The organism is Nostoc sp. FACHB-133 (genome assembly GCF_014698055.1).
Lineage (GTDB): Bacteria > Cyanobacteriota > Cyanobacteriia > Cyanobacteriales > Nostocaceae > Nostoc.
Window position 1 is genome coordinate 110,593 of record NZ_JACJSH010000007.1, and the last position, 21,816, is coordinate 132,408.

The following is a 21,816-nucleotide window of genomic DNA, read 5'->3' on the forward strand; positions in this document are numbered from 1 at the left end:
AATGGATGTCTAAATAGTAGTAAATGGTACTAAAAAGTCATAAAACGGTAATATTTACTTAAAAATAGCAGTTCTCGTTTAAATGACTAGAGGCGCACATATTTGTGTCCCTACTTCTCTGCACCATATCTAGAAAAATCTGGAAGACCATACTTATGAGTTCCTATCAATGATAATTTTAAGCATTGGGAACCCCTAAAAATCAGAGTTTATGAACGCAGCCGACGATAAAACGATTGTTCGTGAGTATTTCAATTCCACAGGGTTTGACCGTTGGAAGCGAATCTACGGCGATGGCGAAGTCAACAAAGTCCAATTAGACATTCGCAATGGACACCAGCAAACCGTAGATACAGTTATCGGCTGGTTAAAGGCTGATAACAATTTACCAGAGCTATCAATCTGCGATGCTGGTTGTGGTGTCGGTAGTCTCAGCATCCCTTTAGCAGTAGATGGTGCCAAAGTCTATGCCACCGATATCTCTGAAAAAATGGTGGAAGAAGGCAAGTATAGAGCAAAGCTTACCTTGGAAAATGAGGAAAATCCCACTTTTGCCGTGCAGGACTTGGAATCGTTGAGCGGTAGTTACCATACCGTTATTTGCTTGGATGTTCTCATCCACTATCCCCAAGAAAAAGCCGATGAGATGATATCTCATCTCTGTTCTTTAGCACAGTCACGGATAATTCTCAGTTTTGCGCCAAAGACCTGTGCCCTGAGTATACTCAAGAAAATTGGCAGTTTCTTTCCTGGGCCAAGTAAAGCGACTCGTGCATATTTGCACCGTGAGGCTGATGTGGTGAGAATCTTGGAAAGCAATGGCTTTTCATTGCAACGAAAGGCGATGACGAAGACTCGCTTCTATTTTTCTCGCCTACTAGAAGCTACACGCAAGTAAGATAAATATTATTAGTCTGTCAAATTTAATTTGATAGTTTCGTAGTTTGCACTTAGCGATGACAGCGCAAACTACGAACAAGCCGTACCTTTAGGTTGTTTATTGACAGGCTACAACTAGCAAGGTATGCAAAAATTCCGTTACAAAAGCTAAAAAACCATCGCCGGGAGTAGATTGATATAGTAGAACCTTTACGAAAGTCAGGTTAAAATCGCTAGCAAAGTTCAAATTTGAAGTGGAACTATGAAAACTGCTGAAAAATTGGCTGCCGGTTGGCTACTGACATTTGGATTTATGTTTGTAATGCTATCAGCAGCAGAGGTATTTAATAAAACGACTATGGAAAAATCAATCACCCTACCCTTATCCTGGGATGGATCGATTGAGTTCGTAGCACCAACAGATACCCCTGTAATTGATAATACTGCGGTAGAACGTCTAATTTTTGGTGTTCCTAGCCTAACGCTGGGCACATGGTTAGCATTGGGATTATATAGTCAAAGTCGGCAAGAAAAAAAGGCGCTTAATCAACAAGTTAGCGATCGCCTGCAATCGATTTTTTATGGGATGCTACAAGAAAATCATGGGCGTGTAACTGTTTTAGGCTTTGCAATGAAGTCAAAACTACCCGCAGCCCATGCTAGGCAGTATTTAGACGAAAAAGCTAAAGAATTCAATGCAAACTTTAAGGTGAACGAAGAAGGGGCGGTATCATATCATTTTGATGTCTAATTGTCATTTGTCAATAGTCCTTTGTTATTTGTCCTTTGTTATTCACCAATGACTAATGACCAATGACTATTTTACCAACTTACGGCTAGGTCTAATGACGCAGATTTTTTTGAGCGTAGCTGCCATTTTAGGCGGTTTGTCAGTTGCTGCTGGTGCTTTTGCTTCCCATGCCCTGCGGGAAAAAATTAGTGAGCGATCGCTAGAAATTTTTGAAACTGGCGCTCGTTACCAAATGTATCATGCTCTGGCACTTTTTCTAGTAGCAATACTAATTAGTCGCACTGAGTCCCCTCAACCTACTCTCATCGCTAGTGGATGGCTGTTTCTCGCTGGTATTGCTATTTTCTCAGGTAGCTTGTATGCCATTAGCTTAACTGGTATTAAGTCCTTGGGAGTGATCGCACCACTAGGCGGGGTAGCCTTTCTCGCTGGTTGGGGTACCTTAGCTTTTGCTGCTTGGAATTTGAAGTTGTAAAAAAGTTAGAAATTAATAGTTAAGGGAATACCAAAAAATAAATTATCCGATATTTGTAGGGTGCTTTTAGTTCACATATCGCAGTGTATTACCTCGTTCTATCTAACGCATCCTACAAATTGGATATTTTTTTAGTTGGAAGTCTTGAAAGTAAGAATAACCATTTTTAAATCAATACAGTTCAGATAAGACCAAAACACTTGTAGAGACGGCGATTTATCGCGTCTCAAAAACCCAAAATTTTTGACAGTAGCCCTTAACTGAACCGTATTGATTTTTAAATAGGATTTACAAATAAAACTTATTTCCGTAATTTTACATTAGTTCTCAGGCGTACTAGCAAATTATGTAAAGCAGCATTCGCTGAAGGTACTTCAGGTAATAGGCTAGATTCGTATGCTTCCTGCAACTTATGACGCAGACGTTCATATTCTATTTTATGAAAATCTACATTAACATTTGACACAACAGACTTTTCTTTCCCCTCTAGCTTTTGGGCAATTAAATCATGAATATATGGTAAATTGAAAACCTCATTTAATTTCATGAGATTAGCTTCAACTATACCTGTTTGCATCAAATAAATCCCTGTCAATAAAACTCGATAAACATAAAGTAAAGGCTTTAACCGATATGTGTGTTCATTTTCAAAAAGTTTCCATTGGGTTGCTGCAAAACCAATATAATGGTAATAATGGTGACGGGTAATACAACCTTTGGCAATAAACTTTAATTCCTCATATTCGGGTGAAGTTGTTAATACTAAAGGTGAGTATAGTTGTTCTAATACGTAGCCATTTTTTTTAAGCAGCATTAAAAAGAATTTTTTGACATCATGAGTTACTAAATCAATTTCTAAAGCTTCGCGAATTTCTGAAACTTCAATAGTTTCATTTCCAGTTTCTAATCCTACAACTTTTTCAACTGGTAAAATATGCACCCCACGCAAGTCATAATCAGAATCAGGTGACGGAAAACCATATAAGTGGGAACCACTAATGATGGCGAATAAAAGCGGGTAAGGCTGTTGCCCAATAATTGTGTTAATAGAAGGTGGAATATTCATCATGTGCCGTTTACTTGCTTACCTTGGTTCGCCTGTTTCTTTAGAGCATCTTTTGTATAAACCAGAACACTCACTCATAGTTCAGAGTTATAAACCCCGCGAAATGACTTCTGGCATAGTAAATGCAGATGGTTTTGGTGTGGGTTGGTATCATAGCCAAAAAGATATCGAACCATTTACCTACAAAAATACCCTACCTATTTGGAATGATATAAACTTACCCAGTCTCAGCCGTTACGTTGAATCCAAGTGTGTGCTTGCTTATGTCCGCAGTGCTACATCGGAACAAGCTGTAGATTTTGCTAATTGTCAGCCCTTTAAACATCAACAACAGCTATTTATTCACAATGGAAGGATTGAAAATTTCCACAAAACATTACACAGAAAAATCCGCAGCACTTTAACTCAAGATTTTTACGAAAAAATTAATGGTAATACTGACTCTGAACACATTTTTGCATTGTTACTTTCACAAAGTCAAATTAACAAACATCGGCCTCCAGAGTATGCTTTACGTACTACATTATTAACACTATTAGAGATGGCAAAGCGCTATCAAGTTGAAGCCTCAATCAATGTAATTTTTAGTGACGGACATCGCCTGATAGCTTCTCGATTTGCTACAACTTCTCCGGCTCCATCTCTTTATTGGATTCGAGACGATCCGACTTTTTCAAATTCTGTAATTATTGCGTCTGAACCTCTATTTATAGGTAACTGGAATACTTTTCCAGAAAATAGCATAATTACTGCGGGAGCAGACTGTGAGATCCAAATCGAGCAAATTTAGTATAAAAGAAGCTATTTTTCAAACCTTATCTAGGCTATCCATGCAATACTGGCTGATTGATGTGTGTGCAGATATGTTGGAAAGTAGCATGAATCAGCTATTAGGGGATTATTCTTCATTTGAAGGTGAATTTTGCACTAGGTGAGACTATCCTCACCGAAATTTCCCGCAAATTTGACCTTGATACTATCAAGGAGTAACTAACTGTAAAAGGTTTATTACCTCTTCAAATATAAACAGATCAAAATCAATGGTTTGGGTTATTGCTTTGTCAAATGCAAGCATCAAGTAAGTCAGGGTATGCCTAACATATATAGCGGTTCTCAATTAAGTTCAATATAGACCCTAGCCCCAACTTTGTTGTGTTGAGGGATAACACTCAAATCTTCTCTTTTTTAAAAGAGGGAAATGGAAGTGAAGTCAGGATATATTGCATACAAACGAGAACCGCTATGGATGATATTTTTCTCACCCCAGCAAAAGAGAACAATTAGAATCTCTGTTGCTGGAGTCATATTTTCACTCAATAAATTTGAACGTCCTGTAAATATTAGCCGTTGATTATTGCTGCATCGAAGGTGTGGGAAAAATTCTGCTGAATATAGGAAGCCGTGGCTTTGGCTTCGTTGCAGCTATATTTACATTAACAGCAGAAGAGTTATTGCTTACCTCAGAGAGAATAGTTGGTTTGTTATTAGTAGAATTGGGAGAATCACTCAATGGAATAGCCAAAGGTAAATTTGAAGATACGGAACTAATATTCTCAGTATTTTGATTGTTGGGCTTTACCGGAGTTTGACCTTGACATGGAGTAATCATCAAAGTCGAAGTTGTTCCTAATGCCAGTATGAGTATATGAGAAAAATATTGTTGCATGGAGATTTGCAAAATGGGTTGGTAAATATTAAAATTTTCAAGGAGTTGTGCTTGCTCCTAGTTATAAATAAACCGTAGCTATAGGATGTAAATCATGGAAATGTTGTCCTATGAAACCTGATTTTGGGGTTTCATAAGTGAATGAATACTAGCACTTACTAGTAAATTAATGATCTGAAAAAGCTTAAGCGTACCGAGTCAAATACCCTATAAATTAAGGGCGATGTAAATTTCTCTTTAATAAAAAGAGAATGGCTATTTCAAGACTGCTGAATCAGTCTGTTAGAGAGATAGCAAATAGATACACCTGAAATAGCTGACGTTTTTGTTCATCAACTAAGCCAGCACAACCATTTATACTTTAGTTGTATTTCACCTATTAATAAAAGAGGAATACTACTGATTTTTTAATAAAGCTAGTTTATAGGAGATCAACTCTTAACTCGCATATTTAAGTAACTAAAGCAGAAAGTATATGAACTTTTAATAAAACCTGAGCTTTATGAAGTAGCTTATGTAAATAAATACGTGTATACGTTCAGTAATAGACACTATTTGTTTATCTCCATACACCCTAAAGCCGCATCCCGTTCACCAGCCAACAATCAAGTGAGAATTTTTTGAGCTTATGTCGATATTTTAAGCTTTACGATCCCATCTGAAACTTTCAGAGCATCTGGGGATTCTTACAAGTTAGACTAGACTTCTCTAGTTAGGAATAGCAATACTCACGCCCCTATTTTTCTGAAAATATATGAAATTTAGAACCTTCAAATATCCTTTCGCACTCATGCTAGTCAGCTTCAGTTTTTTGCAAACAGCTGATGCTCAAACTCCTGTAGCTGAAATCTCTAAGCTATCTCAAGAAGTTTCTGTACTTCGGAAACAAGGCCCAAGTGGGTTACAACTATTTCTCAAATCTCATGCGAATAAGCTAAATATTAATTCTTCAGATGCGGTTTTACCTTCATCTGCACTCCGGGTAGCTTTAGACGAACTCTGTCAACAACGAGATTGTTATGCTTCTCGTCTGTACTGGTACACTGATATAGAGCAAGCCAAAGCTGCTGCTAGAACTAGTGGTAAACCTATTTTATCTCTGCGGTTGCTGGGCAGACTGGATCAGGATTTGAGTTGTGCCAATAGTAGGTTTTTCAGGGTAGCACTGTATCCTAATAGTGAAATTTCTAAGCTGCTTCAAGACCACTTTATCTTACACTGGCAATCGGTGCGCCCTGTACCTAAAGTAACTATTGATTTTGGCGACGGACGAAAGTTGGAGCGGACAATTACAGGAAATAGTATTCACTATATATTAGATGCATCGGGTCGTCCAATCGACGCAATTCCAGGATTATATAGTCCCAAAGCATTTTTACTTCAGTTAAAGCAGGCTGAAGTAGCGGTAAAAGATTATAGTAAACTTGCAAAAAGCGATCGCGAAGCTTTTTTAAGAAAATACCACAGCGATCGTCTAAATTCTATCCAAGCCCAATGGGTTGCAGATTTATCCCGCTTGGGTATCCAGTCTCCCCCTAAGTTGGTGAAAGTTCCGAGTAATCCCAGTCAGCCACCTACAGCAGAAAGAGCAAGTTCTTTAGCAGTTTCTAAGATGAGAGTTGAAACGCCAATGCTGATTGCTTTTCAGTCTGATGCTGAACGGAATCAAAATGCTTTAGCTGAAATTACCGACCAGGAAGTTTGGAACAAAATCGCTCAACTCTATGCCGCCGATGTCAAGCTAGATCAAAATAGTATCTCTTTAATTAGAGCTAAAAAGTCTCAGCCTGCCAACACGAAAGAAGATAATTTGCCGATAATAGTGAAAAAATTTGAAACCACAATGGCTTTAGATACAGTCAGAAATGAATATATGCTACACAGCCAAATTCATCAATGGTTTATGCAAGGAAAGCAAACAAGCAGTGTGGAAGCCCTCAATGAGCAAGTATACGCCCAACTATTTTTAACTCCTAGCTCTGACCCCTGGTTAGGGCTTTTCCCCAGCGATAGCTACAACGCCATTGATAATGACGGCATCCGTTAAGTTAATACAGCAGATTTTAGGTATTTACACCACAACTGAGACGAGGAGTTGAGAGTGGAACAGTGCAGTTCAATTACTTGAAAAGCGCTGTAAATTGAAGCAAATAAAAGGGAGTGACGAGATTTTATAGTATTGACACCTCACCCATCACTCCTCATAACTTGCGCGTTGATTAGCTGTTACGCATTGTTAAATTACATCAGCTGACAGCTTCATTTATCCTCTAACTAAAGAGGCGGATAATTGTTAAGTTGTTATGTGATTTCCTATACGCCTATTTTTAATTTACCAAACAGAATTCAGTAATTAGAATTCCGTTTGGTATTTTATATGACTGGCAAACTTCAGTTTTCCTTTGTCCTGTGCTAGAGAATTCTATAATTGATTTTAAGATCGAAAGACTTTGATTCCCTACTTTTTACAGAAGTTGGAAATCTTGTTGTGAAATTTGTTATCAATAAATGTATTTATAAGCATAAATAAACTTAACTTAGATTATATGTCTTTGGTAGTGGTGGCTTGATTCTTGTGATGGAAGTTGGGGAAAATATTATCAGTTATTGTAGGTAACATTGAAAACAATTATCATTAACACTAAATCATTCATTGGGGGAATGACAAAGTGGCTTAAACAATAGCGAGAAATTCAGTTTGAGAACGGGGTTTTTCCGGTTATGCTGTCCTATCTAAGTTTGTCTGCTAGTCATAATTTTTACTGGCTTATTAGTTTGGTTATAAATGAGCCTAATCTTAGAGCAGCAAGTTGGGCGCTCGTATTGGCTGATTTTACCGAATTGTCCGACCAAAGGTAGACGTAATAACTATCAAAATACCGTAGGCTTGATGTAATAAAGTATTCAAACATCTATAAGTATTAATAGACACTCCATAATTTCTTACTAGTAGATTTTTTTTGCTCAACCTCTGCAAACAAGTAGCGGCAATTTAAGGTGAACATAGAAAAATTTATCCAACGTACAGAAATATTACACAAGCGTTTAGCAGATTTATATCAAACTGCTAGTGTATTACCTTGGATTCCACCGGATCTACTGCCGCAAGCTTTAAAGGAACTCTATAACACCTTAAAGATAGTACAGTTAGCGGCAGAAGAACTGTATCAGCAAAATGAGGAACTATTAGAAACACGAAATAGGCTAGAAGCAGAACGCCAACACTACCAAGATTTATTCGAGTTTGCGCCGGACGGCTATTTAGTAACTAATACAGAAGGAATCATTCAAGAAGCTAATCATACCGCAGCGAGGTTACTCAATGTTTCAAAGCATTTTTTGGTCGGTAAACCAATGATGAACTTTGTTTCTCTAGGAGAACGTCAACAGGTTCGCTGCGAACTCATCCAGTTATCTGAATCAGACAGAGTTGAAGAGTTATTGGTACGCTTGCAAAAACGTCATGGTGAGTCCTTTGATGCAGCTTTGACAGTGACAGTTGTCCGCAATCAGCAAGGTAAGGCAATCTCTCTGCGCTGGATAGTGCGTAATATTAGTGACCGTCAGTATTTAGAATCAGGAATAGTCAAGAATGACGGCGACTTGTTCAACGATCGTCAAGTGCATAAACATTCTAAAGGAGAAACTATTCCACTCAATCCACTAGTAATTTGGTATGTTTCTCAGGGTTTGGTTAAACTCAGTACTTACTGTGAAACGGGTGAAGAAGTTTTGATAGGATTGGCAACAGCAGGAATGGTTTTTGGATCTAGTTTGACTTCTTTAAATATCTACCAAGCAACAGCCTTATCTGATGTTAAGTTGGTATCAATTTACGCGGCAGAGATAGAGGCTTCTCCAAATCTGAGCCATACGCTTTTACCAAAAATCAATCAGAGGTTACGGCAAACAGAATCTTTTTTAGTTATTTCTGGAAGGCGACGAGTACAAGAGCGCTTGCACTATTTATTAGAACTTTTGAAACGAGAAGTGGGTGAAACTGTGCCGGAGGGAACTCGCCTAAGTGTTCGCTTTACTCACGAAGATATTGCTAGCGCCTGTTGTACTACCAGGGTAACAATTACACGATTGATGGGCAAATTACAAGAAGAAGGTATTATCAGTTTTGATTCAAAAAAACACATTATCTTGAAAGATTTCCATTAATTACAGATGGGGATCTGGTGAGAAAAGATGACCTAAATGTACACAAAATAATGTATATGTGATTTAATACGCATTTCTAAAATCACTATGCCTAGGTTGGGCTACACCTACGCAATATGTCAAAGCAGCTATGCACACACTTGGCAACACAACTCTATCATCGGGCTACATCTTAGCACTGGACTTAGGTACAACAGGCAATCGGGCCTTTGTGTTTAACGCAGACGGTAAAATTGTTGGGCAGGCATACAAAGAACTAACTCAGTATTATCCTCAGCCTGGATGGTTAGAACATGACCCTCAACAAATTTGGCAAGATACCTGTTGGGTGATAGAAACCGCCATTAAGAATGCCCAGATTGCTCCATCAACGATCGCAGCATTAGGACTAACTGTACAGCGTGAAACCTGCTTGATTTGGGACAAAACTACTGGTAAACCACTCCATAGAGCGATCGTTTGGCAAGATCGTCGCACTGCTCCCCTTTGTCACGAGTTAAAAGAGCAAGGCTATGCTAATGAAATTTACGATCGCACCGGATTAATCATTGATGCCTATTTCTCTGCTACCAAACTTAGGTGGCTATTAGATAAGTTTACAGATGTTGACCTGAACAATGTCTTAGTAGGCACTATTGATACCTGGGTGCTGTGGAATCTTACAGGCGGGAAAGTCCATGCTACTGACCACAGCAACGCCAGCCGGACAATGTTGATGAATCTCAAAACCTGTGAGTGGGATGATAATTTACTAAATCTGTTTCAAATTCCGGCTCATATTTTGCCCAAGATTCAGCCTAGTTTAGGAGTATTTGGAGTTACTGATGCGACTTTGTTGGGCGCTGAAATTCCTATTACTGCCATATTGGGGGATCAACAAGCAGCTTTATTTGGTCATAGCTGCGATCGCCCCGGTTTGATGAAATGTACTTACGGAACTGGTAGCTTTTTGGTAGCTCACACAGGCAATCGAATTGTGCGCTCGCACCATCAACTTATTTCTACGGTGGCATGGACACAAGCAAATCCAAGTGGAGCATTGGATATAGGCTATGCCTTAGAAGGTAGTATGTTTACCAGTGGAGCTTGTATTCAATGGTTGCGCGATCGCCTCAAGCTGATTAAAACTGCTGCTGAAAGTGAAACGATGGCAAATCAGGTGACAGATAATGGCGGAGTCTACTTTGTGCCTGCATTTAGTGGACTGGGCGCACCATATTGGGATATGAGTGCTAGGGGAGCCTTTTTCGGCATTACCGCCAGTGTCCAACCAGAGCATCTGGTACGCGCCGTGTTGGAAGCGATCGCATATCAAGTTTTGGAAGTAGTACAGGCGATTAATTCATCTAGCAGTACTCCCGTTGGTCGATTAACCGTAGATGGTGGTGCTTGCGAGAATAATTTTTTGATGCAATTCCAGGCTGATGTATTAGGTATTCCAGTTGAACGACCGATAATGCGCGATACGACCGTTCAGGGTGCAGCATTTGCAGCAGGTTTAGCTATAGGATTTTGGGAGAGCTATGAAGTACTCGTGCAGCAACGGCAAATTGAGCGTGTGTTTGAACCGAGGAGCGATAAGCCATTATCTAACTTTGATACTTGGCAAAAAGCAGTGAAACGCACTCTAGCTTGGGAGGAGTAAATGCTTACTGCTCAGGCAAAACTTCAACTGAATGGTTACTAAAATTTTGTTCCAGATAACGTGGATCGCTCACTCCTACGTGCAAAACTAGTGCTGTAATTAATCCACCTATCGCTGCCACCAAGAAGGCAGTTCTATAGTCAATATTATCCACTATCCATCCACCTAAAAGGGGAGCAAGCATTGTGGCAGGGGCAACAAGGGTATTACCAAGACCAATATAGGCTGGTCGTTGACGCTGATTACCAAACTCTAAGGTCATTACCGCAGCAATATTTTGCAGAGCGCTCATACCTATTCCCGCTCCTAAAAATACCAAGTAAAAACAGTTTACATTTGTTGCTAGCCCAGCTAGAACCGCACTGAAAGCACAAATAACAGAACCAACTTCCAAGACCAACTTGTTACCCCAGCGATCGCCTACCCAACCCAAAACCAATCCAGCAATAGTTTGCGTTCCCATCAGCACGCCAGTAATTAACCCAATAGATGCTTCTCCCATACCTTGATGGTGTACGGCATAGAGTGTATAGAAGGGAAGTGGCATTAGGGCTAATTGTGAAAGCATACGTGCGATCACAAAGTAACGGAAATTCTTATCGCACCGGAGAATCACATTAAGACTAGCCCAAAATTCACGTCTAGTTTCAATGGTCGATAATGAGTTGTTTACTGGCTCTCGCGTCCTAGACATAAAAAACCAAGATAGAGCCATCGCAACGCTGGCACACAAAAAACAGAGAGCAAAGTTAAATGGCAGGGCAATTTGCTTGAGCAGTAAACCAGCACTCAAAGCACCAATAATACTCATCAGATTAGCAGCCGCAGCTAAAGCACCGTAAAAAATGCCAAGCCTTCCCGATGGAACAATTTTAGCAACCATACTTTGCCAAGCAGGAGCGCTAAATCCGCTACCTAGTCCCTGCCAAATGAGGATGGTGAATGTCAAATATAAGATAGTTTGGTGATTGAGTTGTAGCTCTAACAAAGCAACCAGTGCTAATCCTAAAAAAGGAAGTTTCTGGTGAATTGTCAACCACATTACAGTTGGTTTGTAATACTGTAATCGAGCTATTCTATCAGCTGTTAATAGCTGAGGTAGTTGCCAACCTAAACGCGGAATAGCTGGGATTAGACCGATGAGCAATGAAGAATTGGTAAAACCACTAACAAATAGAGGGATAATCGTGATATAGGAGGCAAAACCAGCTCCTAAACCAAAAAATGCACTTTCAACAACATTGACGGTCAAGTTATGACGAAGGTCTTTTCGAATTTTAGAGTTAGGCATTTTTATAGATACTGCAAGTGTAGGTAAGTTTTTATTCCATACCAAAATCCGGCTTGAAAAATCCGCATTTAGAGTGTTAAAAATTGGGTAAATAAAGCTATGACAAATCTATCTCTCAGTTGAAAGAGCGACAAACAACTGTGTTATTTATTACTGTTTTAATTCAGATCCTTTCGGAGATTGTTCTCTAAAATAGGATAAATACTTTTAAATTTTTTAGTTTTTTACTCACAGGTGATTTTGGTAAACTGGGACAGTATTTGAAACAGGTTTATGTTCTTTTCTTAAGCGCTTAGTAAGTGCTAAGTACCGAACAAAAATCTGAGTTCCATAGATTGTTCCCAGATGCCGCACTTAAATCATCAATTGGAAAATATTTTTGTAAAAAATCTCAAATTATGAATCTGCAAGGTTTTTGGCAATTTACACTCCAACAATTTGGAACAAATACAGTAAACCGCGATTGTACTGAGAGATAGCAAGAATAAGTCAGGTATTGTCCAGGTGTATTTAGCAGTAGGATGAGGGCAAAGTAGAACTTGGAAACAGATCATCAAAGGGTTGAATGGCAAGCTTAATAAGCTGAAAGCCTTCCATAAAGAAGGCTTTCGGGAAATTATTAACTGTTAAAGATGAATAATACGCCAAGTGACGTGGTACTCATACAGGCGATCGCAAAAGATATAAAGCGATAAAATACTGGTGTAAAGCCCAAGTATGGGAAGAAAGCGTGACTTGTTAATGCCAAGTCTGCGGAGTTTTTCAGTCGGTAATTATCTAATTTTTTACCACCTTATAAATTAAAGGGTTGAAACCATCCGTTTTCCGCATAGGACAAGAGACATTTAAAGCCTTTTTGAAGATCCTTCAGAAGGTGCAGAGTAAACAGTTGCGAGTCAGAGTTCCCTAGAACTATTGCGTGGTAAGTTTGATTTGGGGTGTAAATTCCGGCGTTGCTGATTAGATATATGAATCTTGGTGTAGAGACGTTGCAATGCAACCTCTCTACAAGAATTTTGAAATCACGCAAAATCATTTTCATACCTGAATTCAGCAACGCCTAAATTCCCATCTTGAACTTTGATAACTGATAGCTGTTTTAAAATACTACTGACATCTAAGGATACTCCCCGCATGATTACTAAACCTAAGATTTTCATTGATGGCGAATCAGGAACCACAGGCTTACAAATTTATTCACGTCTCAATCAACGGGATGATATCGAGTTAGTTAGCATTGAGGCATCTAAACGTAAAGATGCAAGTGAGCGAGCTAAACTAATTAATGCCGTCGATGTTGTTATTCTCTGCCTACCTGATGATGCAGCCCGCGAAGCTGTTAGCTTAGTAAGTAGTACTACGGTTAAAATCCTTGATGCTAGTAGTGCCCATCGGACAGCTAATGGCTGGATATATGGGTTCCCCGAACTCAATCCAGGACAGCGAGAGAAAATCGCCAGCGCTCAGTTTGTCAGCAATCCAGGCTGTTATCCCACAGGATTTTTAGCCTGTATCCGTCCGTTGATTGCTAAGGGACTTTTAAAAAGTAATTTTCCCATCACCGTGAATGCAGTATCAGGTTACTCTGGTGGCGGAAAGAATCTTATCAAACAATACCATATCTTCCATGAACAGCAAGCCGGAGGCGAGTCAATATATCCTTATGGAATCTACGGTTTGCAGTTTGGACATAAGCATGTCAAGGAAATGCATTATTATTCAGGGTTAGCATCGCCGCCACTATTTGTACCTTCAGTAGGGGATTTTGAGCAAGGGATGCTGGTTCAAGTGCCTTTGCCGTTAGGAACTTTGGATAATCCACCATCAGGTGAGGTAATCTATGAAGCGATCGCTGATTACTACCAAGGTGAAAAATTTGTGCAGGTTGCTCCATTCCAAGATTCTACTCTGCTGCGAGACGGAATATTTTTGGATGCGATTGCAGTGAACGGCACTAATATTGTTCAGGTTTTTGTATTCGCCAATGACACCACCAAAGAAGCATTGCTAGTTGCTCGTCTCGACAACTTGGGCAAAGGCGCATCAGGAGCCGCAATCCAAAATCTAAACATCATGCTGGGCTTTCCAGAAGAATTGGGATTGTTATAAAAAAATTGGGAATTGGGAATTGGGAATTGGGAATTAAAACTTTTACCCAATGCCCAATGCTCATTAGTTTGATATTTTTTTCAGTTCCTCAAGTAATTCAATTACCTGATGCTCAAAGCCTCTATTCCGATCTTGAACTGACTCAATTAAAGGTTTGTCAAAAAGATTAATGACAGTATTACCTAATTTAATACCTAAAGGTTTTAAATGCCCACCGTCTAAATTTTCAATAAATTCTTGAGGCGGTCTTTTCAAAATATTAGTAAACCATTCACAGGTTAACTTAGCAATCTTATCAGACTTAAAAGAGACTAAACCCATGATATTAAATAACCCACTATCCTTGATTAAATTCTTGGTTTCTTCAGGGTTTGGTTTCACACCCCAACCAAGATTATCGATGATATCGGCTAAAAATTGAGGGCGAATTGCGCTGGCTGTATCGCTAATATCAGGAGCTAAGAGAATAGAAACTTGCCCTCTAATAAAGACACTATTAATTTTAATTTCCCGACCTACGTAACTATAAATTAGTTTCTGATCTTCTATAATTTTTCGTTTAAGCTCCTCAACGAGAATGTTAATATCTTTAATTACACTTTCTATTTGGGACTTATCTGAAGTATGAGATAGCAGATTCCGAATAAAAGTTTCTCTTTTTTGAATATCATCCGGCAGAGCAGTAAATCCTTCTAACAGGGAAATATATTTACAGCCAAGGCTATGTCCAATCCAAGAAAAGTTTTTATCATCTAGATAGGCTTCATAATCATATCCCTCAACACTTGCCATCCTTACAAGCTCTGGCAAAATCTCATACTGCTCTCTCATCAAAAAACCAGCTTCTACATAATGGTTAAAAGTAAAATTAAACGGCAGAAGAATAATCGTGTATCCCTGATTAAATAAAGACTGAAGTAGATAGCGATAAAAAAGCATGGGGCCAAATGTACCAAAGAAAGCCCCTGCAATAAATTGAATTACTCCTTTAGGCTGTGGATGCAGAGCAACCCAACTGTGAGAAACGGGTTTAAATCTCAGTTTTAAATTTGTATTAACCATGACTTAGCAACGAGTTCATCTCATTTTGGTAGGTGTATACTTAATCTCCAAACTGATGTTGCTGCTTTTCGGATTCTTTAAAAGATATTTTCCCAAAACTGAGATACTCGACTCAATAACATAGTAAACGTTTCTAGCTCTCAAACCATTTATGAAGGAGAGATATTCCAATTATTCAATAAACTTTACTTATAGGACTTCAAGGAGTTGATATCTTCATAGCCAGTATAAATATTGATATTGCCAAATTCAATTGACTGAAGGTCAAGCAGCCATCCAAATTTTGGTATGAAAAAATTGGTATTCTAGTTAAAACGCTATAAAACTTTATACATTATTTGATTAAATACTAAAGCCCAAAAAAGCTGGAAATACCTGTATTTGGAGATACAATTAGATGATTTTACTTAAGCATATATAAGAATTTTCTGATAATAAATACAGTGACACTTGTTACTGTATTGACAGTTTCAGGGTTTGCTAAGACAAGACCTCAATACAATATAATAATTTTTATTACTAATAGATTGCGACCTAGTAAAGTTAATGCTAACTGAAACCCCTAATCTTTATGAAATTCGCCAACAGGGTGTAAGTTTTATCAATAGTCATTCGTTGTTTCCTACTTTTACTACCGCTAATGCTTCTGCGATCGCAACGGGACATTATCTTGGTGATACCAGATCAATACAATTAATGTTGGCTTTCCTGTCAAAAGTGCCAGTAACAGCCCCGTTCCTTTTTTAGAAAATAATGCTGTTTTGGGGAAAACTAGCCAACACTTTGATGGTAATTACTTAAATCTTTAGTCAGAGGATTCAAAAAAGTTACTTTTAAATCTAATACTTTGATATCCTAACTAAGTACTAATGGATTAAAAACGATCCTGAAGTATCAAACTGTTGGCTCAACTCGATATTTTAACATTGCTGGTTTCCTGGTCGGATGCTTGGTTTAGCAAAATAGTACGCCATTGCTATATTTAAATCTTTGAAACTATCAAGATTATTTCATTCCCAGAAACTAAAGAAAATGTAGCAATCAACATCAGTAAGTGTCTTTTTGAGAGCTTCTCAACAACACTAACTTTCCCCTACAGTTTGATTCTTCAAAGCTAGTTACAACACGCTTTGAAGTGATTAGCATCACCATTTTTTTGTTCATACTGTTGACATAGTTGATGACTAAAGGTTATAAAAATTTAAAGAAAAATAAATCAGTCTGCCTAATCCACTATATTCCCAACAAACATTTGTAAAGGGTAAACCGGAGCGGAGGAACCAAACCTGGGGCGTATTTTGAAGAAAGTTAATAGTTAATAGTGAGGAGTTAAAAGTTACTAAACTCATAACTCATAACTTTCTTAAGAAGGACATCTCTCAGTCCTAGCCCGTCAGCTAACTTCGTCGGCATTGAGAAGAGACTGAACGAGCAGCATTCTTAACAAGTAATGCCTTGTTCTCGTCAGTGTCCTTTGGCTGGTAACTTTGCGGTTCGTTGTGCCTGCCCTCGGCCTTGAGAGAGGATAATAATATCTTGATTTCTGGCGTTTGAGGCAGGATTATTTACCTTGAGGTGAAAATCAGCTATGTTCCAGAATAAGAAACATCGCATTGCCCTAATTTCTGTTGATGGCGACCCGGCGGTTGAAATTGGTCAAGAAGAAGCTGGGGGTCAAAATGTTTATGTGCGTCAAGTAGGTTATGCCTTAGCCCAGCAGGGTTGGCAAGTGGATATGTTCACGCGTCGTAGTAATCCTGAACAAGCTGCGATCGCTCAACATAGCCCAAACTGTCGTACTATTCGGTTAAAAGCTGGGCCAGCCGAGTTTATCGGGCGAGATAACTTGTTCCAGCATCTACCTGAATTCATCGAAGAATTTCAACAATTCCAGCAGTGCCAAGGGTTCCATTACTCCCTCATTCATACCAACTACTGGTTATCATCTTGGGTGGGTATGGAATTGAAAAAGCACCAACCCCTGATTCAGGTACACACTTACCACTCTTTAGGAGCCGTTAAATACAGAAGTATTGGTGATGTTCCCGTAATTGCAGCCCAGCGATTAGCTGTAGAAAAAGCCTGCTTGGAAACTATAGATTGTGTAGTTGCAACCAGTCCGCAAGAACAGAAACACATGCGGATACTCGTTTCCAGCAAGGGAAATATTGAAATGATTCCCTGTGGCACTGATACTGACAAATTTGGGGGAATTCAGCGAACTGCGGCGCGAGAAAAGTTGGGAATTGCCCCAGATGCCAAAATGGTTCTCTATGTTGGTCGCTTTGACCGCCGTAAAGGAATTGAAACCTTAGTAAGAGCCGTTTCCAAGTCTAGTTTAAGAGGTGAAGCTAACCTTCAGTTAGTGATTGGTGGTGGTAGCCGTCCCGGTCAGAGTGATGGAATAGAACGCGATCGCATTGCTAGCATCGTGACTGAACTCGGATTAGAAAATTGTACAACTTTTGCTGGTCGCCTAGATGAAACTGCTCTCCCCTTCTACTACGCCGCCGCTGATGTCTGCGTAGTCCCTAGCCACTATGAACCTTTTGGTTTAGTTGCTATTGAGGCAATGGCTAGTCAGACACCAGTCGTAGCTAGTGATGTTGGCGGGTTGCAGTTTACTGTTGTACCAGAAGTTACAGGATTACTTGCACCTCCTAAAGATGAAGTAGCTTTTGCTGCTGCTATAGACCGCATTCTTGTCAACCCAGCTTGGCGAGATCAATTAGGTGAAGCGGCTCGACAACGGACAGAAATCGCCTTTAGTTGGTACAGTGTCGGATTCCGACTGACTCAACTTTACACTCGTTTGTTGGCTCAAACTGCACCCAATACCCAACTCCGAATTGCAGCTTAATTTTTACAGCTTTGTGCGCGGAACTAATATCATCAAAGTGATTTTGCCGCGCCCAAATAGCCAACGACAAACTACTCAACCTAGTTAATTAGGAAGTCAGAATTATGTTGCATATCGGGGATTATGCTTTGCATCAAAGAACAGGGCAAATTGGTCAAGTTTTCGGTTATGGGCATGAGGTAATGGATGGAGTGTACATAACCACCCTCAAAGTCAGAGTGAGCAAGCATAAAGGAACTCGTCGTCAAAGCAGATTTCTCGAAGATGCTTACTCCAGATGGATACTGGCAGAGGCAGAATAAGGGACTTAAAGTAAAAAAATATCCCATCTCCGGGTATCACAGATGTGCGTACATACAAATAATTTGGGATAATTTATTTTTTGGAAGTCCTTAAACTAATAGATTTGTTTTTCTATTAAACGCAGAAAAACAAATCTATTAGTCTATCAAGCCAACAATACTTGGTGAGGCACTTGTTAAAATCTCTTTTTGTCAATTTAATTGGCTGCGGTTTTGGCAGCATTTTGAAGATAGCGGGAAAAGTTAAGTGAACTTTTCCCGCTTCAGTTTAGCTAAAGACTTTTTTTGTCACATTAACTTAATCAATAAATCAAAACAAGCATTGCCCGATTTAGGCATTGCAGGCAGCGATTTGTGCGTAATAAAGCTTGTACAATTATCAAGGCGGTTTTTACTGCCAGAATACTTCTCAGGTGTAGAATTTATCGACAGCAAAATTTTTATACTTTGTATTTTTTCATCCTTCACTTGTGGCAAAAATTACCCAAGTTAGGCACTCATATCTTGCAATAGATAACTTTTACCCTTATGACTGGAGAGCAAAATCTTGGGAATAGAACTACGCAGTTTCGTATTTCTCGACAACCTGCAACCTCAACATGCAGCATATATGGGAACAGTAGCCCAAGGCTTCTTACCATTACCAGGGGATACATCACTGTGGATTGAAATCTCTCCTGGTATCGAAATTAATAAGATTACGGATATAGCTCTGAAATCTGCCTCTGTCCGTCCGGGAGTACAGGTAGTTGAACGACTATACGGACTATTGGAAGTTCATTCTAGCTCCCAAGGTGAAACGCGAGCTGCTGGTCAAGCAATTTTGGCGGCACTAGGAGTCAAAAGAGAGGAATGTCTGAAACCGCGTGTTATTTCTAGTCAGATTATTCGCAACATCGATGCTTATCAAACACAACTGATTAATCGCACCCGACGGGGACAGCTACTACTAGCAGGACAAACACTATATGTATTAGAAGTGGAACCTGCTGCTTACGCCGCACTCGCTGCCAATGAAGCGGAGAAAGCGGCGAGGATTAACATTCTTGAAGTTCAAGCTGTAGGTAGCTTTGGACGACTTTACTTAGGTGGGCAAGAACAGGATATTCTAGCAGGTGCGGCGGGAGCTTTAACGGCCATTGAAAATGTAGCTGGCCGAGCAAATCCTCTAGGTGGTCGTCAGGAGTAAAAGGAAGAAAATGGCAAATCGAGAGCATCTAGCTTTACTGAAAGCAGGTGCAGTGACATGGATTGAGTGGAGAAAGAAAAATCCTCAGATTGAACCAGACCTCAGTGCTGCAAATCTGCAAGGGCATAACCTTAGAGGCGCAAACCTCCAGGGGGTAAATTTGAGAAAGGTAGATTTAGGTAATGCTTTATTGGTGCGAGCAAACCTCAGTGGTGCTGACCTCAGTAGTGCCAACCTCAGCAAAGCCTTTCTCATTGAAGCTAACTTGAGTGATGCTAGCTTGAGTGTTGCTAACTTGAGTGGTGCTATACTTACGCAGGCAGATTTGAGTCAGGCTAATTTGATTGGAGCCGATTTGAGTGAGGCGAATCTGAGAGGCGCTGCGATCGCTCATGCTAATCTAATTGGAACTGATCTAAGAGACGCTAACTTGAGAGATGCCGATTTAGGTGCAGCGAAGCTAATACGGGCAAATCTATCTTTTGCCAACCTGATTGAAGCTAACTTGATTGAGGCTGACCTCAGTGAGGCAAGTTTGTATGAAGCGGAAGTATTGGGGGCTTATCTTTATAAAACTGACTTATACAAAGCTAATTTGAATAAGGCTCGCTTCAGTGGTGCTTACCTGTTGCGGGCTAACTTAAGTGAAGCTGACTTGAGTCAAGCTGACTTGAGTTGGACTAACCTGAGAGGCGCGAATTTGGCAGGGGCAAATCTTAGAGGAGCCAACCTGAGAGGAGCCGACATGAGGGGAGCTAACCTCAGTGGCGTAAATCTTCAGGAGGCAATTATGCCTGACGCTTCAAAGCACGATTAGTTAGCAACAAAAGGTAATTGTGTTGATTGTTACAAGGCTTGCGGTAAGCGTAAAGCTCAATCACTTTAGTACTGAGATATCAGCGACGTGAGCAGTAATAAAGGCAAATAAAAAATCCGGTTCCCTGCCTTTTACAAAGGGTTTGAGGCTCTATTGGGCGTAAGTCCTACTTTTTGAAGAAATCGCCGCTGTGAAAAGTCTCTTACCAGGAAATTTGCGATCGCTCTTGCACAACTCGCTGATATACTTCTTGAGTTTGCCTAGCTAATTTCGGCCAGCTAAAGCGACGCTCTAAATCCTCATAAGCGTTATCCACCAGCCATTGTCGATAACCTGGATTTTTCAACACTTCCAAAATCCCCCAAGCTAAAGAGTCGGAATTGTTCACCCAAGTAACAATGCCTGTTTTGGTATGTTGCACCACTTCGGGAAAACCACCTGTATCGGAAACCACTACAGGCACGCGAGAAGCAAAGCTTTCTAAAGCTACAATTCCAAAAGGTTCGTAAAGACTTGGAAAAACCGCACAATCAGCAACAGTTTGGAATTTATCTAAGTAATCATCAGAGAGAAAACCTGTAAAATAGCAATGATGCCAAATTCCCAAATCCCAAGCTTGGCGCTTGAGATGATCAGTATTTCCACCACCAACGATGACAAATTTAACGTTACCTTCCATTTCCGAAAGGATTTTGGGTGCAGCATTAAGTAATATCGGTACACCTTTTTCGTATGTCATGCGACCGAGGTAGTAAACGATTTTCTCATTGTCTGTAGCAAATTGGCGGCGAAAATCTAGTGCATGAAAATCTACGTGATGCTGTTTCTTTTCGGCTCTGATACCGTTATAGATAACATCGATTTTGTCCCAAGGACTGTACAATGCTCGTTCTACCTCTTGGCGCATATAGTCGCTACAAACAATAATTCGCCAAGCATTATAAGCTAGCAAGATTTCTTTGCCATTTATATAGCCTTGAACCTCTGTGTGAATACCGTTATAGCGCCCGTATTCTGTAGCATGAATTGTGGCAATTAGTGGTATTTTAAAATTATGCTTGAGAGCGATCGCAGCATCTCCAACTAACCAATCGTGGGCATGAATTAAATCAAAGGGCCCTTCCTCCAAGATCAACTTACCACCGTGATCTCCCATACTCAAGTTGAGATTCACTACCCAGTGGAAAAAGTCATTACTATAAGCCACTGGCACTCGATGTACCTTTACTCCTTCAACCACCTCATACATCGATGCGTGACCAAACTCCGCCGTAATCAGGTGGACTTCATGTCCTAGCTTTACCAGTTCCGGGTACAATTCCGCTACATGTCGCGCAATTCCCCCAACAATCCTTGGCGGAAACTCCCAACTCAATACCAATATCTTCATCTGTTAGACTCCCCGACACTTTACAAATATCTAAACAACTACATTTACCTAAAAATACAAGTCTGGCGAATGCAGTGAGTACTTTTACTAAATTTTTAGATTTTTTAACAGTTATTTTGTTAAAGCTTATCAAAGGTTATCAACTGT

At 39.7% G+C, this 21,816-nt stretch carries 18 protein-coding genes and 1 riboswitch; of the genes, 13 read left to right on the forward strand and 5 right to left on the reverse strand.

What is annotated here, in order from left to right:
- Positions 1-211: 211 nt before the first annotated feature.
- The 3 genes from bchM to H6G86_RS08285 all read left to right on the forward strand — a co-directional run bounded on the left by bchM (position 212) and on the right by H6G86_RS08285 (position 2,105).
- Positions 212-898 (forward strand): magnesium protoporphyrin IX methyltransferase, encoded by a 687-nt coding sequence (bchM, locus tag H6G86_RS08275; RefSeq protein ID WP_190933907.1) that lies wholly within the window; start codon positions 212-214, stop codon positions 896-898.
- Positions 899-1,141: 243 nt separating this feature from the next.
- Complete coding sequence (locus tag H6G86_RS08280; protein WP_190933908.1) at positions 1,142-1,630, forward strand: hypothetical protein; 489 nt, start codon at positions 1,142-1,144, stop codon at positions 1,628-1,630.
- 94 nt (positions 1,631-1,724) lie between these two features.
- Positions 1,725-2,105 carry a DUF423 domain-containing protein gene (locus H6G86_RS08285; protein ID WP_190933987.1) on the forward strand — a complete coding sequence of 127 codons (381 nt, stop codon included), beginning with the start codon at positions 1,725-1,727 and terminating at the stop codon, positions 2,103-2,105.
- 301 nt (positions 2,106-2,406) lie between these two features.
- On the opposite strand, the gene H6G86_RS08290 is transcribed toward H6G86_RS08285, so the two are convergent.
- Positions 2,407-3,174, reverse strand: a complete 768-nt coding sequence (locus H6G86_RS08290; RefSeq protein ID WP_199338200.1) for a nucleotidyltransferase domain-containing protein — start codon at positions 3,172-3,174, stop codon at positions 2,407-2,409.
- Here H6G86_RS08290 and egtC point away from each other — a divergent pair.
- A complete protein-coding gene (gene egtC, locus H6G86_RS08295) occupies positions 3,173-3,961 on the forward strand; it encodes an ergothioneine biosynthesis protein EgtC (RefSeq protein WP_190933909.1) in 789 nt (262 codons plus the stop codon). The genes H6G86_RS08290 and egtC overlap by 2 nt on opposite strands.
- Before the next feature lie 561 nt (positions 3,962-4,522).
- On the opposite strand, the gene H6G86_RS08300 is transcribed toward egtC, so the two are convergent.
- Positions 4,523-4,837, reverse strand: a complete 315-nt coding sequence (locus tag H6G86_RS08300; protein ID WP_190933910.1) for a hypothetical protein — start codon at positions 4,835-4,837, stop codon at positions 4,523-4,525.
- A gap of 754 nt (positions 4,838-5,591) precedes the next feature.
- On the opposite strand from H6G86_RS08300, the gene H6G86_RS08305 reads away from it, so the two are divergent.
- From H6G86_RS08305 to glpK, 3 genes are all read left to right on the forward strand, one after another.
- Positions 5,592-6,884, forward strand: coding sequence for a thioredoxin domain-containing protein (locus H6G86_RS08305; RefSeq protein ID WP_190933911.1), 1,293 nt, complete (start codon positions 5,592-5,594; stop codon positions 6,882-6,884).
- 950 nt (positions 6,885-7,834) lie between these two features.
- A complete protein-coding gene (locus H6G86_RS08310; protein WP_190933912.1) occupies positions 7,835-9,004 on the forward strand; it encodes a helix-turn-helix domain-containing protein in 1,170 nt (389 codons plus the stop codon).
- A gap of 130 nt (positions 9,005-9,134) precedes the next feature.
- Positions 9,135-10,649 carry a glycerol kinase GlpK gene (gene glpK / locus H6G86_RS08315; protein WP_190933913.1) on the forward strand — a complete coding sequence of 505 codons (1,515 nt, stop codon included), beginning with the start codon at positions 9,135-9,137 and terminating at the stop codon, positions 10,647-10,649.
- A 4-nt stretch (positions 10,650-10,653) separates the two neighbouring features.
- Here the strand turns inward: glpK and H6G86_RS08320 are convergent, their stop codons facing one another.
- Positions 10,654-11,940 carry an MFS transporter gene (locus tag H6G86_RS08320; RefSeq protein WP_190933914.1) on the reverse strand — a complete coding sequence of 429 codons (1,287 nt, stop codon included), beginning with the start codon at positions 11,938-11,940 and terminating at the stop codon, positions 10,654-10,656.
- Between the two features lie 1,137 nt (positions 11,941-13,077).
- On the opposite strand from H6G86_RS08320, the gene argC reads away from it, so the two are divergent.
- On the forward strand, positions 13,078-14,049 hold the full coding sequence (gene argC, locus H6G86_RS08325; protein ID WP_190933989.1) for an N-acetyl-gamma-glutamyl-phosphate reductase: 972 nt from the start codon (positions 13,078-13,080) through the stop codon (positions 14,047-14,049).
- A gap of 63 nt (positions 14,050-14,112) precedes the next feature.
- Here the strand turns inward: argC and H6G86_RS08330 are convergent, their stop codons facing one another.
- Complete coding sequence (locus H6G86_RS08330) at positions 14,113-15,111, reverse strand: DUF1350 family protein (RefSeq protein WP_190933915.1); 999 nt, start codon at positions 15,109-15,111, stop codon at positions 14,113-14,115.
- 546 nt (positions 15,112-15,657) lie between these two features.
- Between H6G86_RS08330 and H6G86_RS38585 the strand changes: the two genes are divergently transcribed.
- The 5 genes from H6G86_RS38585 to H6G86_RS08355 all read left to right on the forward strand — a co-directional run bounded on the left by H6G86_RS38585 (position 15,658) and on the right by H6G86_RS08355 (position 20,279).
- Positions 15,658-15,858, forward strand: coding sequence for an alkaline phosphatase family protein (locus H6G86_RS38585; protein ID WP_242064738.1), 201 nt, complete (start codon positions 15,658-15,660; stop codon positions 15,856-15,858).
- A 465-nt stretch (positions 15,859-16,323) separates the two neighbouring features.
- Positions 16,324-16,538: riboswitch (cyclic di-AMP (ydaO/yuaA leader) on the forward strand.
- Positions 16,539-16,699: 161 nt separating this feature from the next.
- Positions 16,700-17,971 (forward strand): glycosyltransferase, encoded by a 1,272-nt coding sequence (locus H6G86_RS08340; protein ID WP_190933916.1) that lies wholly within the window; start codon positions 16,700-16,702, stop codon positions 17,969-17,971.
- 104 nt (positions 17,972-18,075) lie between these two features.
- Entirely contained in the window at positions 18,076-18,273 is a 198-nt protein-coding gene (locus H6G86_RS08345; protein WP_179075102.1) for a hypothetical protein, read from the forward strand.
- A 547-nt stretch (positions 18,274-18,820) separates the two neighbouring features.
- On the forward strand, positions 18,821-19,462 hold the full coding sequence (gene ccmP / locus H6G86_RS08350; RefSeq protein WP_094327655.1) for a beta-carboxysome protein CcmP: 642 nt from the start codon (positions 18,821-18,823) through the stop codon (positions 19,460-19,462).
- A 10-nt stretch (positions 19,463-19,472) separates the two neighbouring features.
- Positions 19,473-20,279 (forward strand): pentapeptide repeat-containing protein, encoded by an 807-nt coding sequence (locus H6G86_RS08355; protein ID WP_185585241.1) that lies wholly within the window; start codon positions 19,473-19,475, stop codon positions 20,277-20,279.
- A gap of 202 nt (positions 20,280-20,481) precedes the next feature.
- On the opposite strand, the gene H6G86_RS08360 is transcribed toward H6G86_RS08355, so the two are convergent.
- On the reverse strand, positions 20,482-21,669 hold the full coding sequence (locus H6G86_RS08360) for a glycosyltransferase family 4 protein (RefSeq protein ID WP_190933917.1): 1,188 nt from the start codon (positions 21,667-21,669) through the stop codon (positions 20,482-20,484).
- Positions 21,670-21,816 lie beyond the last annotated feature (147 nt).